The 12,121-nt window shown below is 48.4% G+C and carries 10 protein-coding genes; 3 read left to right on the top strand and 7 right to left on the bottom strand.

Annotation, left to right across the window (positions count from 1 at the left end):
* Window positions 1-26: 26 nt before the first annotated feature.
* Window positions 27-260: a hypothetical protein gene (locus BMZ56_RS10450; protein WP_090626527.1), complete on the top strand. Its 234-nt coding sequence runs from the start codon at window positions 27-29 to the stop codon at window positions 258-260.
* Between the two features lie 78 nt (window positions 261-338).
* On the top strand, window positions 339-1,283 hold the full coding sequence (gene metA, locus BMZ56_RS10445) for a homoserine O-acetyltransferase MetA (RefSeq protein WP_090626526.1): 945 nt from the start codon (window positions 339-341) through the stop codon (window positions 1,281-1,283).
* Window positions 1,284-1,379: 96 nt separating this feature from the next.
* Here the strand turns inward: metA and BMZ56_RS10440 are convergent, their stop codons facing one another.
* Together BMZ56_RS10440 and BMZ56_RS10435 are read right to left on the bottom strand one after the other, a co-directional pair.
* Window positions 1,380-2,075 (bottom strand): pseudouridine synthase, encoded by a 696-nt coding sequence (locus BMZ56_RS10440; RefSeq protein WP_090626653.1) that lies wholly within the window; start codon window positions 2,073-2,075, stop codon window positions 1,380-1,382.
* A gap of 53 nt (window positions 2,076-2,128) precedes the next feature.
* Window positions 2,129-3,052, bottom strand: coding sequence for an alpha/beta fold hydrolase (locus tag BMZ56_RS10435; RefSeq protein WP_090626525.1), 924 nt, complete (start codon window positions 3,050-3,052; stop codon window positions 2,129-2,131).
* Between the two features lie 188 nt (window positions 3,053-3,240).
* Here BMZ56_RS10435 and BMZ56_RS10430 point away from each other — a divergent pair, with 188 nt between their 5' ends.
* Complete coding sequence (locus BMZ56_RS10430) at window positions 3,241-3,633, top strand: hypothetical protein (RefSeq protein ID WP_104443707.1); 393 nt, start codon at window positions 3,241-3,243, stop codon at window positions 3,631-3,633.
* 36 nt (window positions 3,634-3,669) lie between these two features.
* Here the strand turns inward: BMZ56_RS10430 and BMZ56_RS10425 are convergent, their stop codons facing one another.
* The 5 genes from BMZ56_RS10425 to BMZ56_RS10405 form a co-directional block, all read right to left on the bottom strand.
* A complete protein-coding gene (locus tag BMZ56_RS10425) occupies window positions 3,670-4,503 on the bottom strand; it encodes an NYN domain-containing protein (protein WP_090626523.1) in 834 nt (277 codons plus the stop codon).
* Window positions 4,504-4,763: 260 nt separating this feature from the next.
* Window positions 4,764-5,876 carry a hypothetical protein gene (locus BMZ56_RS10420; protein ID WP_143072905.1) on the bottom strand — a complete coding sequence of 371 codons (1,113 nt, stop codon included), beginning with the start codon at window positions 5,874-5,876 and terminating at the stop codon, window positions 4,764-4,766.
* Window positions 5,877-5,997: 121 nt separating this feature from the next.
* Window positions 5,998-7,302, bottom strand: a complete 1,305-nt coding sequence (locus BMZ56_RS10415) for a DUF2231 domain-containing protein (protein WP_090626521.1) — start codon at window positions 7,300-7,302, stop codon at window positions 5,998-6,000.
* Window positions 7,303-7,313: 11 nt separating this feature from the next.
* Window positions 7,314-8,831: a DUF1501 domain-containing protein gene (locus BMZ56_RS10410; protein WP_090626520.1), complete on the bottom strand. Its 1,518-nt coding sequence runs from the start codon at window positions 8,829-8,831 to the stop codon at window positions 7,314-7,316.
* A 24-nt stretch (window positions 8,832-8,855) separates the two neighbouring features.
* Window positions 8,856-12,056 (bottom strand): DUF1553 domain-containing protein, encoded by a 3,201-nt coding sequence (locus BMZ56_RS10405; protein WP_090626519.1) that lies wholly within the window; start codon window positions 12,054-12,056, stop codon window positions 8,856-8,858.
* Between the last annotated feature and the right edge of the window lie 65 nt (window positions 12,057-12,121).

Below are 12,121 nucleotides of genomic sequence, written 5' to 3'. Positions count from 1 at the left end.
TATCTTAGTAACGAAAATTATGACACATGATAGAACCATTTGATATCGAAATTTTTGATTATACTTATTCCGTTTTTCCGGAGGAGGAGGGGATATATACCATTTACAAGGAAGGAACAGAATACCTGCAAATACAAAAGGACACCGAAAGCCAATGGCTGAAACTTGATCCTGAAACAGGGATTCCGCTTTTCGGGTTGGATGAAGAGGTAAACGCCATTGGGCAGGCTATTGCCGCCCTCGAGAAAAATAGCCAGTAAGGGCGTCAAGGTCCAGCCCTTTCTTTTGCCCAAAATTCTGCTTATTTTTGTACGCAAATTAAGGGGTGGGAAAATAGCATGCCAGTAAAGATACCAGACAATCTTCCAGCGATAGCACAACTCAAAAAAGAGAATATATTTGTGATGAATGACTTGCGGGCAAACACGCAGGATATTCGTCCGATGCGTGTCATTATTCTGAATCTGATGCCTTTGAAAATTTCAACGGAGACCGATTTCATCCGGTTATTGTCTAATAATCCTTTGCAGGTTGAAGTCGAATTTCTACGTTTGGATACACATACGCCCAAAAACACGCCACTTGAACATCTGGAATTGTTCTATAAAGGCTTTAAGGAGGTTGCGGAAAACTATTACGACGGAATGATTATTACCGGCGCCCCGGTAGAAATGTTGGAATTTGAGGAGGTTACCTACTGGGATGAAATCAAAATGATTTTTGATTGGGCCAAAAAGCATGTTACATCCACATTGTATATCTGTTGGGCTTCTCAGGCGGCGTTGTACCATTTTTATGGCGTCAGAAAAGTTCCATTGGATAAAAAACTGTTTGGTGTTTTCAAACACACTGCTCCTGACAAACAACATCCGTTATTCCGTGGTTTTGATGACGAGTTTTATATCCCACATAGCCGTCATACTACCCTTATGGATGTCGATTTGGTGGGCTTAGATGAAGTCACCGTGTTATCCGAATCGAAAGATGCCGGTGTGGCAATTATAGCGTCAAGGGGAGGCAGGGAGTTCTATTTGACAGGGCATTCAGAATACGCTCCGAAGACACTCCATGAGGAGTATATCAGGGATCTGGAAAAAGGAGCTTCCATCGATATGCCTCAGCATTACTATGCCGGAGACGATCCGAAAAACCCACCTGTTGTCCGTTGGACCAGCCATGCAAACCTGCTGTTCAACAACTGGCTGAATTATTACGTTTACCAAGAAACCCCATTTGATTTAACCGAAATAGCGCATTTGGAACAAATCAAACCGCACGGTTAGGGGAGGCCAGGGCTCATTTTATAGGCAACGAGCAGAACGAGCCGAAAAAAACGGTATTCAAAAGCTTTTCATTTCGGAAGCGATGATTTCCGCTGCTTACGGTTGTCCGTGGTACAAATTTAAAATCGATAATGCTCGCTTAAACTCGGATTGGAGGGGCGCATCAATAACCACATCTTGTCCCGTAATGGGATGTTTGAAGTGCAGGTTACTTGCATGCAGCAACATTGTATCCATGTTAAACGTTTGCTTCCAAAGTTTATTCTGTTTGTTGCAGCCGTGGGGGCGGTCTCCGATGATAGGGTGCAGGATATGTGCGAAATGCCGCCTCAACTGGTGCATCCGGCCGGTCACTGGTTTGGCTTTCACAAGGGAGTAACGCGAAGTCGGATGCTCGCCGGAGGGGAGTGCTATTTCGGCTGTTGCTAGCGTCTGAAACCGGGTCAAAGCGTCCTGTATGCCACCATTTTCCATTTTTAGCGGATAGTTGATTTCACCTTCTTGCGGCGCATAACCCCGCAGTACCGCTACGTATACCTTATGTATCAGCCGGGTGGCAAACAGCTGTTGTATCTTGCTGTCGATAGCCTTATCGAGCGAAAAAAGGAGTATTCCACTGGTTTTCCGGTCCAGCCTGTGTGCTGGATAAACCCGTTTTCCGATCTGGTCGCGCAACACCTGAAGCGCAAACAGCGACGCATCGTGCGCAATCGGCGACCGGTGTACCAGCAATCCTGCGGGTTTATTAATCGCGATTAGGTGCTCATCTTTATATAGGATATCGAGTGTCATTTTACGGTTGCGAATATAGCATTCCCAGGCAGAATTTTTTAATGTGTAGCACTTCAATGGATTGTATTTTCGGATATGGTTTTCTCCAGCCAGCCGCATATGTCATCAAAAACCAGTTGTCGATCGCCCTCGTTAAGTATCTCATGACGCATACCTTGGTATAGCTTCAAATCGACCCGATAAAACTCACTGTTTCGTAGTGCTTTTACAGTCTTTTTCACGCCTTTCCCGAAATCACCTATGGGATCATCTGTGCCACTTACAAACAGAAACGGCATTTTTCTGGGGACGCTTTCTGCCCAGTTTGATCGGGTTGCCTCAACATTGAGAGAAATGAGACCAAAGAACGCATTGTTGCTGAAATCCACACCGCATAGCTCATCTTCCAGGAATGCTTGTCTATTTGCTAAGTCAGCACTCAGCCAATTTACGCCATCATTGGGCTTTTCATGCTTGAATTTTCGGTTGTTTACCGTTGAAAAGAGTTCGTTGAGCCGCCTGCTGCGTTTTTCTGGTGCGATTAGATTGACCATGTAAAGTACCGGACGAAACAAGGCAGCTAATGAATTCGGTCCGCCTGTCCCGATCAGGATTGCACCGTCAAAGAGCTGCGAGGCTTTCTTTAACAGTACACGGGCAACAAACGATCCCATGGAATGCCCCATCAAGATCAGCTGTACGCCCGGGAAATGCTCCGCTAAGAAGCGCGACATGTGTTCGGCCTCGTCAACCAAGCGGTTGCCGGGTCTGTTCTTGCGAAAAAAACCCAGTTGTTCTTTCGTTTTTGCAGTGCGTCCATGCCCTATATGATCGTATGTGAGCACGGCATATCCCACCTGTTTTAAATAATTTGCAAAGCCTTCGTACCTTCCACTATGTTCCTGCATGCCATGCAGCAGTAGGATAGCGGCCTTGACGGCAGTCCCTTGCGGCTCGTATAGCGTATAGTGAATATGATCGGGCGCAGTATTTTTCATAATTTACAGATAAAGGTCGTCAAGCTAGCATAGTTATACAGGTTTACGACCTAAGGGCAGTGCAGGGTCTCATGTCACGTTTAATTTTTGGTAAGATAGTGTTTTTAATCCTTAATTCTACCTTTTGCACCCACGACGGTATTTGCTGGATTGGAGGTATTCGTTGGATTTCGTAATTTAGCATAATCATGGTTAGACGGTATCGTAAGTTACTTATTGGATTAGTTATTGTTATTTTCATTACGTTGTTAATTCAGGATCTCTTACGTCATCGTGGCCCTGCTGATTTAACGGGTGGATTCGAAGAAATTGCATTTGTACGCAATGACCAAAATAAAGGCGGTATTATACGCATATACGCTTTCCGCGTAGCGGACACCGTTGGTGCGAATTATATGGAATGCGGTGAGCTGCTTCCCCATAATGATTATGGTAGCATCACCGAGGCCTATTTCTTTGAGTCAGGCGCATCCGCGCCCATGTCCATTCAGCTTGAACCACCTCATTTCGATACCTTACGATTTCGTCCGGTGGCAGTATATACCAAAGGCGAAGATGGTGTGGGAAGAGTGACACGGTAACCATCGATTCCGTTTGCCTGCTCAGGATTTGTGCAATTATTGTTTGGTTGACTTTTTTCTCGTCGTTTTTAGCGGTTCTCTGATCTTAATGTAGACGTGCTTGATTTTTGTTTTTTCCGTTGATTTTTCTTCTACCATAAAGTATTTATCCAGCGATTTGAATAACGGTGTAAGTTTCAAAAATCCGTAGATCCGAGGATCAAAATCAGGTTTCCGCTTGCTAATTAGCCCGCCTATTGCAGATAGCGGCGCCCATCCACCCTCATCGGCCACGTCATTAACGGTTGTCCTCAGCAGATCAATCGTTTCAGCGTTGATGGGTTCATATGTTTTCACGTTGCGAATTGCCTCTTTTAATGTCAGATCGGTGGTTGCGTTTGTTGTTCCGCTAGGTGTCTTTTCTTTGGCTGCCGGCAAAACAGCAGTTTCTTTGCTCAGTATTTCAATGTATATAAATTTGTCGCAGGCTGCGATGAATGGTTTGGGCGTTTTTTTTTCTCCGACGCCAATCACCATTTTCCCAGACTCCCGTAGTCGAATGGCCAATCGGGTAAAATCACTGTCGCTTGATACAATGGTAAATCCATCTACTTGGTGGCTGTGTAGGATATCCATGGCGTCAATGATGAGCGCTGAATCCGATGAATTCTTGCCACTGGTATAGCTATACTGCTGTATGGGAGTGATGGCATGTGTGAGCAGGGGTTCTTTCCAACCCGTCACGTGTGGCTTCGTCCAATCCGCATAGATTCGCTTGATGGAAGGGATACCATACCGTTTCACTTCATCCAGAATGTTCTCAATTGTCGAGCTCGACACATTATCGGCATCGATCAATACTGCTATTTTTAAATCGGCAGTTTGAGCCATATAAGAGACAGACTAATCTTTTCTGTTTTTTTCCGCCTGCTTTTGTTTTTTATCGGCTCTTTTTTCCTTCAGGTTCTTTACAGCAGTTTTTTTTCCGCTATCCTTTTTTGCTCCTTTATCCTTAGCCATGGCCTTATGTTTAATTTTTGGTAAGGTACTGTTTTTAATCCGTAAATACTAATGCTTATTCAATAAAAAAGCTGATATTCAATAATTTATTTCTCGCTTCGTAACAATATGTTAAGCGATTGTAAGGGTTATTATTTTTTGTAAAATGAAATCGTTTTGTAATTCCCCACTCGCTCTCCATTGACTGGGCCAGTGGTATACAACCTGAAATGTTGTCCTGTTTTGAATGGGTCTTTGCTGGCCGGGTCAAATGGCCAGAAATACCAAATCCGTATCTCGTCGGCCATGGCGAAGTCTTTGGATGTCCAATTTTGCTTTTCCATGTCATCACAAAAGGCGATATAAGACTCATGTGTTACCGAACCACCGAACAGCACAAATTTATCGATATACGTATTGTAGGTGATGCATACCAGATCCGTTTCCTTGAAAATGTAGTCTTCTTTTCCATTGATGCCTGGCTCTTGGAAGGCACCCGCGTAAAACTTAGTCCATGAGCCCGGCTTAAGCTTGGCGGTAAGCGGTGAGCGCGCGACAGAAATATTTTGGATGTCTCTGATCAGCGTAGAGTTGTCGTAAAAGCCGGTCTTGTAGTAGATATATGCATACCCGTCGTCCGCGATGAAGAACGAAATATCTCCCGCTCCATTATAGGTTTTGTTGGCGGGTGGTGCATCCTGTTTATTTTGGGTAATGATATCGCCAAAGTAGCTCCACGTCTTCCCTTTATCAAACGATTTGGCTAGTCCTAAGCGCCTTTCTTTTGCCTCAGACCGCCATTCATTTTTGAAATTATACTCTGTGTAAGCAATGGTATAAAAGACGCCTTCTTCATCGATGTATAAGCCCATGGGCCAGTAAAACTGCCAGTCACACCAATAGTTGCCTGCCGACCCACACGATTGGGTAATGTAATTGGGGAAATTTTTCTGGAAGGTAGGTGTGGGTAGTTTGGTCATGTTATCCACGTCGGTGCCTGCCCATAGTTCCCATTGATAAGAAGATCGATCCCACGTAGAACCATTGCCGCCGATCAGGAAAATCGTATCGTGATAACGGGCCGTACCACCATTTACATCAAAATGTATGAACGGGTGAGATCGGGGTTCGCTGATTTCCCAGCAATAGCCGGCGCCGCCGCAGACCCGATCTTCTCGTCCATCTAGGGTTTCCGAAGGTTTTTTACATTGCGCAAGCAGCAGCAATGTGATTATATTGAAAACTAATATATTAAGTGATTTCATCAGTCTGATTTTAATCGTGTCCGCTTCATAGCCATCATCTGCTGATTCTGCTTTTTAAGAAAAGCGGTACTAAGGACGGGAAAAAAAAGACACAAATCAAGGAATCCCGAAAACTGGTAATCTAGTCACGGCCCTTCAGATTCCAGCTATAAATGCGTTCCAGCTTTGGGTTTTTTCGCAGTTTGCTGATCCCCGCTGCTGTTACCGCTGTGGCATTGAGGTTGAGCGCTTCCAGGTATTGCATGTTTTGAAGATAGTCTGCAATACCATCCGTTAAGGGATTGTTTTCCAGCCGAAGCTTTTCAAGGTTTGGTAAGTCTTTGAGGAAGGAGAGGTCTTCGTCTTTAAAATCGTTGTCAGAAAGGTTCAGCCAAACAACATGATGCCCTACGTGCAGCAATTCTTCGCGGAAGTCCTCCGCTTTCAATCCGGAGTGGTCGGGTAGGGTAACATCCAGCACAACGGGTTGTTGCAGGTTGAGGCGGACATTCAGCCCTTTGTTACGCAACGATTCTACCAGCGTAATGTCCAACGTTTCAGGAATATGCCCATATTCATTTGCGTTATCCGAAGCAGACACCTTGGCCGGTCTGTTATCCAGGCCTAATACGCGAGCCACCTGCATGAGCAACGTGTCGTTTGCCTGAAGTGCTTCCATCGATTGGGTGGGTTCCGCATGCGCCTGTTCTATCCAATAGGCGATGAGGCCGATTTCATCTGCTGTAAGAGGTGTTTTGCCATCTGTGGGCATGAATTCTTTATGCCCCGGATCGAGCGTTATCCGGCGGAACAGCTCACTTTCCGCTAGCTTACCAGGTACCACTGCAGGGCCGTTCTTACTGCCGTCCATGAGTTTTGCATGGTTGGCGACCGAGAATTTGCCTTTCATCTTGCCGGGGCCATGGCATTGTCCGCATTTTTGCCGAAGTACCGGATGCACCACATCCTCAAACAGCAGGGCCGCGGATACGGACACCGGTTTCTCTCGTTTTTCCTCAAATAGTGCCTGCATGCTGAGGTAATCGCTGCCGTGTGTAAGATTGCCGCCCTGATGGCCACTGTAGGTGATCAGTGCCATCATCGCAATGAGCATGCCCGAAAATATTTGCGGGGAAAAGGTGCTCATCCGTATTCTGATCCATAGGAGGGCACCTGCGCCTACAGCCAATGCAATGCCCGATACTTTGTGGCGGTTTAGCAGGACCGTATCATAGTCGCCCGTCAGAGACAGGAGATAACCAAACAGGCAAGCGGCCACAGCGGATAGGAAACCGAGGAACAGTACGAAAGGTACCGCTTGCCGCAAATAGTGGAAACGTGGATTCCAAGCTGTCAGGTCTAGCGAAACAGCCAATAGCAAAAATCCGATTGGAAGGTGGACGACAACCGGATGCAGTCTACCGAAGAAAGTAAGGATATCTAGCATGAAACGGAAAATCAGGTGAGAATATCCTTTACCACATTCCCATGTGTATCCGTGAGCCTGAACCTTCGTCCCTGGAACTTATACGTGAGCCGTTCGTGGTCAACGCCCATCAAATGCAGCAGCGTTGCCTGAAAGTCATGTACGTGTACGGGATCTTTCACGATGTTGTAACTAAACTCATCGGTTTCTCCATAGGAGAAGCCCGCTTTGACACCCGCTCCGGCCATCCACATGGTAAAGCACCGCGGATGGTGGTCCCGGCCATAGTTGGTCGGGGTAAGCTGTCCCTGTGAATACACCGTACGGCCAAATTCCCCGCCCCAGATGACGAGCGTGTCTTCGAGCAATCCCCGCCGTTTGAGGTCGGTGATCAGCGCCGCCGTGGACTGGTCTGTCTGGCGGCATTGATTTTCCATACCGGCGGGCAGCCCGCCGTGATGATCCCACCCTTGGTGATACAGTTGTACAAACTTCACATCTTTTTCCAATAGCTTCCTCGCAAGAAGGCAATTCGCGGCATAGGTGCCGGGGTCGCGGCTATCTGGACCGTAGAGGTCAAACACCTCGTCCGGCTCATCAACCACGCTCATCACATCGGGCACGGATGTCTGCATTCGGTAGGCCATTTCGTATTGGGCAATCCGTGCATCTACTTCAGGATCGCCGTAGGCGCTGTTTTGCAGCTTGTTGAGGCGGGTAAGATAGTCCAGCATTTCGTCCCTGTCTGTGCCATCGTATCCATCCGGATTATTCAAGTAAAGGACCGGGTCTTTGCCTGCCCGGAATTCCACCCCTTGATACTCAGACGGAAGAAAGCCATTCCCCCACAGCCGGGTGTATAGCGGTTGATCTTTGGGTGCATTTTTCGATACCAGCACAATGAACGAGGGTAAATTTTGATTATCCGTACCAAGGCCATAACTAAGCCATGAACCAATCGACGGTCTTCCCGGAAGCTGATTTCCAGTTTGGAAAAAAGTAATGGCAGGGTCGTGATTGATGTGCTCCGTATGCAAGGATTTGATGATGCAGAGTTCATCTATCACCTTAGCGGTATGCGGTAGCAGCTCACTTACCCAGGTGCCATTCTTACCGTGCTGGTTGAATTTGTAGCGCGATGGCACCATCGGAAATTTGCTCTGGTTGGCACTCATGGCGGTAAGACGTTGTCCCTGGCGGACAGAACCGGGTAGATCCTGGCCATAGCGTTCAACAAGCGCCGGCTTGTAATCGAACGTTTCGATTTGGGAGGGTCCCCCGCTCATGAACAGGTAGATCACCCGCTTTGCCTTGGGTGCAAAATGCGGCAACGCGCTGATCACGTCATCAATCGCAGCATTGGAAGCCGTCGCCGATGACGCTATCTTGCCTGAGGCCCCGTTTTTACCCAATAAGGAACCCAGCGCCAGCGCACCAATGCCGAGGGAGGTTTTCGTTAAGAAATTACGGCGGTCCAGCCGCTTGTTCAGGCTGTCAAATGCCGGCGTGTGCAAGCGGAAATTATTTTCATTGTCATGGTGGTGTGACATAATCTCAACTGTTTTGTGTCGTATTTATCTTTTCGTCAATGCTGCATCGGAGTTTAAAATCGTGCTGGCTACTACCGTATTTGCCGCTAGGAGGGAGGCGTCCAGCTTCTTGGAAGACCGGTGCTGACCCAGGGTTAGCCATCCCTGTGATTTATTCGGATCGGTGGCAAATTTCCTACGTTCGGCCGCCTGTAGGTTCATCAACAAGTCTAGTTCTTCACGCGCGGGGTGCCTGCTGGTGAGGCGCCTGTAGGCTTGTGTGATGGCTTGCCTGGCGTCGGCAATTTTTGTCATTTCTTCGCCCATTGCGCGGGAAGCCTCCACAAATGTGGGGTCATTCAGCATTACCAAGGCCTGTAACGGGGTGTTCGTTTTCTGCCGCCGGACAATGCAATAGCTACGGGAAGTGGCATCAAAGGTGCTCAACGTCGGATGCGGCACGGAACGCTTAATCATTACGTACAAGCTGCGGCGATACAGGACATCTCCCGTATCCGGCACATAGGTGGTATTGTTTATTTCCCAAAGACCCGGTGGCTGATAGGGTTTCACACTTTTACCGCCAATGCTGTGATTGAGTAGTCCGCTGGCCAGCAACGCATTATCGCGGATCATTTCGGCCGGTAACCGGTAGGATGGGCCGCGCGCGAGCAGCCGGTTTTCCGGATCCCGGTCCCTGAGTTCGGGCGACGTATACGAATGCTGCCGGTAGGTGGCAGACATGACCATCGTTTTCATTAATTTCTTGACGTCCCAGCCCGACTCCCGAAACATCACCGCCAGCCAGTCCAATAACTCCTTATGGCTGGGCATTTCGCCCTGATTGCCGAAATCTTCTGCCGTTTTAACCAGGCCGGTGCCAAAAAGGTTTTGCCACATCCGGTTTACCGCTACACGGGCGGTGAGTGGGTTATCTTCGTGGGTCAGCCATTGGGCCAAACCATAGCGGTTTTTGGGGAGGTCTTTGGGAAAAGGAAGTATGGAAGCAGGCGTATTGGGGTATACCTTTTCGGTGGGCGCATCATAAACGCCACGGTCCAGTACATAAGCCTGTTGCGGTGTGTCCATTTCCTGCATCACCATTAGTTCTTTCAATGCTTCGACAGAGTCCGCCTGTCGGGTTCTCCAGTGCTCCAGCTGTTTATTGGCTGCCAACACGTTGGGGTCTGCCGTGGAGAGGTAATACGTTTTCAATACATTTATTTCTGCATCTGTAAGGCGGCTCCGATCTTTATCTGCGATGGGCTTCCACGTAGTTTTTCCGGCAAGCACGGTCACTTCGTAAGGGGTCAACGCGCGGTCATATACGGAAATGTTGTCGGCCAGCCCGTCCTTGAGGCCGAGGCCTCTTGCCCACCCGCCGATCTGCAATCCATATTGGGGCATGCCTCCAGTGAAGATAATGTCCTTATATAGGTTGTCCCTTTGGGTATCCATCGCGACCGCTTTGCCGTCGAGGAAAAACCGAAGCCCCGCGGCGCGCGAGGAACCATCGTAGGTCAGTGTCATTTGTACCCACCTATCGCGGGGAATGGTATCGCGGCTGATTTTTATGATTGCATTCCCGGGAGCGGCGTGGGCCATGCCCATTTCGATCTTTCCGTTTTTGAGGTAAAGATGGTATCCCTTGAAATTAAAGTGCCGCTCTCCATAGCTCTTATGTAGGATGACGCCTTCCTTCATTCCTGAAGGGATAAACACGTCTATCCCGACACTGAATGGCTGCGACCTACGGAAGATGCCTACCTGGTTAAAATCCAGCCAGGTATCCCCATCAAACGCTAACGCAAGTCCCGCTCCGCGTTTCACGAATGTCGGTAGCGTTTTTGCGTTACCGGCTTCTATTTTCAGCACACCGCCATTAAGGCTTTTCTGGTCGAAGGTATACCGGGCTTGAAGACCTTCCTTTGGCACGGTCATCTCTTTCAGTTTTTTGTAGGTGCCAGAAGCCAACCAGTGCTCGAAGTCTGTGTTGGCATGCGCGATGGCCTGCTTCACCTGTCTTTCAGATTCAGCGACATGTGCATCGATGAAGCGCAATATGGCCTCCTGCTCTTCCGTAGGCAGCAAGAGCGTCGGCGCGGGAGGCGTATTGTCCCAGGATATCTGTCCGGCCTCGGGGATGTTATTAAAGAAGCTGTAAAGCTCGAAATAATTTTTTTGGGTAACGGGATCAAACTTATGGTCATGGCAGCGGGCACAACTGACAGTAATGCCCAGGAAGGCATCCCCAAGTGTATTTGTGCGGTCCATGACGTACTCCGTTTTGAACTCTTCCTCAATAATCCCGCCTTCCATGTTTTGCTGGTGATTACGGTTAAAGGCCGTTGCAATGATCATGTCTTTGGTCGCATTGGGCATCATATCACCCGCCAGTTGCCAGTGGACGAACTGATCATAGGGCAGGTTCTGGTTAAAGGCCTTGATTACCCAATCGCGGTAGGGCGACATGTCACGAATGCGGTCGACCGTATAGCCGTATGAGTCGGCAAAGCGGGCGACATCCAGCCAGTCCATTGCCATCCGTTCGCCGTAATGCGGCGATCGTAACAGCCGGTCTACCTGTTTTTCGTATGCATCCGGCGACTGATCCTGCAGAAACGTTTCGATCTCTTCCAATACCGGCGGCAGCCCGGTGAGATCGAGGCTGAGCCGACGCAATAAAACTTCTTTATCGGCTTCTGCGGAGGGCTGTAACCCTTCCCGGTGCAGGCGGTCGAGGATAAAATTGTCAATTTCGTTATGGGCGCTCCAGTCCTTGTTGCGCACTTTAGGCGGGGTAGGCTTTTCTGGTTTTACAAATGCCCAGTGCGGCTGATATTCGGCGCCATCCTTAATCCACTTTACCAAGATTGCTTTCTCTTCCGGGCTGAGTGTAAGGTGAGACTGTCGGGGTGGCATCCGGTAATCGGGATCGGCCGCCATGATTCGGTGAAACAGCTCACTTGCGTTGAGGTTCCCCGGTTTTATTGCTACTTTTCCGGGTGTTTCGGGTAGCTCCGCATAGGCTATTTCCGCAATATCTAACCGAAGTCCTGCCTCCTGATTGGCTTTGTCGGGGCCGTGGCAAGAAAAGCACTTATCGGATAATATGGGTTTGACGTGTATGTTATAATCCACTTTATCCGGTAGGGTGTCGTATGCCTCCGCTACGTCGTCTGGAAGTGGGGCGGAACAACCTGTGCAGACAACCATCAATAAAAATATGAAAGAAGAATGATTCATCGTGTCCTGTCGAGCGGATGTATTAATAATTGCCCTGTTTATACAGTTAGCCCCGTGCTTTATAA

This window comes from Parapedobacter indicus (genome assembly GCF_900113765.1).
Taxonomy (GTDB): domain Bacteria; phylum Bacteroidota; class Bacteroidia; order Sphingobacteriales; family Sphingobacteriaceae; genus Parapedobacter; species Parapedobacter indicus.
The sequence above is the reverse complement of the archived record's forward strand: the minus strand, read 5'-3'. Positions and strand labels throughout refer to the sequence as shown.

Excerpts from the sequence above, each read along its gene's own strand:
- BMZ56_RS10405 (WP_090626519.1), bottom strand. The coding sequence starts at position 12,056 with ATGAATCATTCTTCTTTCATATTTTTATTGATGGTTGTCTGCACAGGT.
- BMZ56_RS10450 (WP_090626527.1), top strand. The coding sequence starts at position 27 with ATGATAGAACCATTTGATATCGAAATTTTTGATTATACTTATTCCGTT.
- BMZ56_RS10430 (WP_104443707.1), top strand. The coding sequence starts at position 3,241 with ATGGTTAGACGGTATCGTAAGTTACTTATTGGATTAGTTATTGTTATT.
- BMZ56_RS10425 (WP_090626523.1), bottom strand. The coding sequence starts at position 4,503 with ATGGCTCAAACTGCCGATTTAAAAATAGCAGTATTGATCGATGCCGAT.
- BMZ56_RS10410 (WP_090626520.1), bottom strand. The coding sequence starts at position 8,831 with ATGTCACACCACCATGACAATGAAAATAATTTCCGCTTGCACACGCCG.
- BMZ56_RS10435 (WP_090626525.1), bottom strand. The coding sequence starts at position 3,052 with ATGAAAAATACTGCGCCCGATCATATTCACTATACGCTATACGAGCCG.
- metA (WP_090626526.1), top strand. The coding sequence starts at position 339 with ATGCCAGTAAAGATACCAGACAATCTTCCAGCGATAGCACAACTCAAA.
- BMZ56_RS10440 (WP_090626653.1), bottom strand. The coding sequence starts at position 2,075 with ATGACACTCGATATCCTATATAAAGATGAGCACCTAATCGCGATTAAT.
- BMZ56_RS10420 (WP_143072905.1), bottom strand. The coding sequence starts at position 5,876 with ATGAAATCACTTAATATATTAGTTTTCAATATAATCACATTGCTGCTG.
- BMZ56_RS10415 (WP_090626521.1), bottom strand. The coding sequence starts at position 7,302 with ATGCTAGATATCCTTACTTTCTTCGGTAGACTGCATCCGGTTGTCGTC.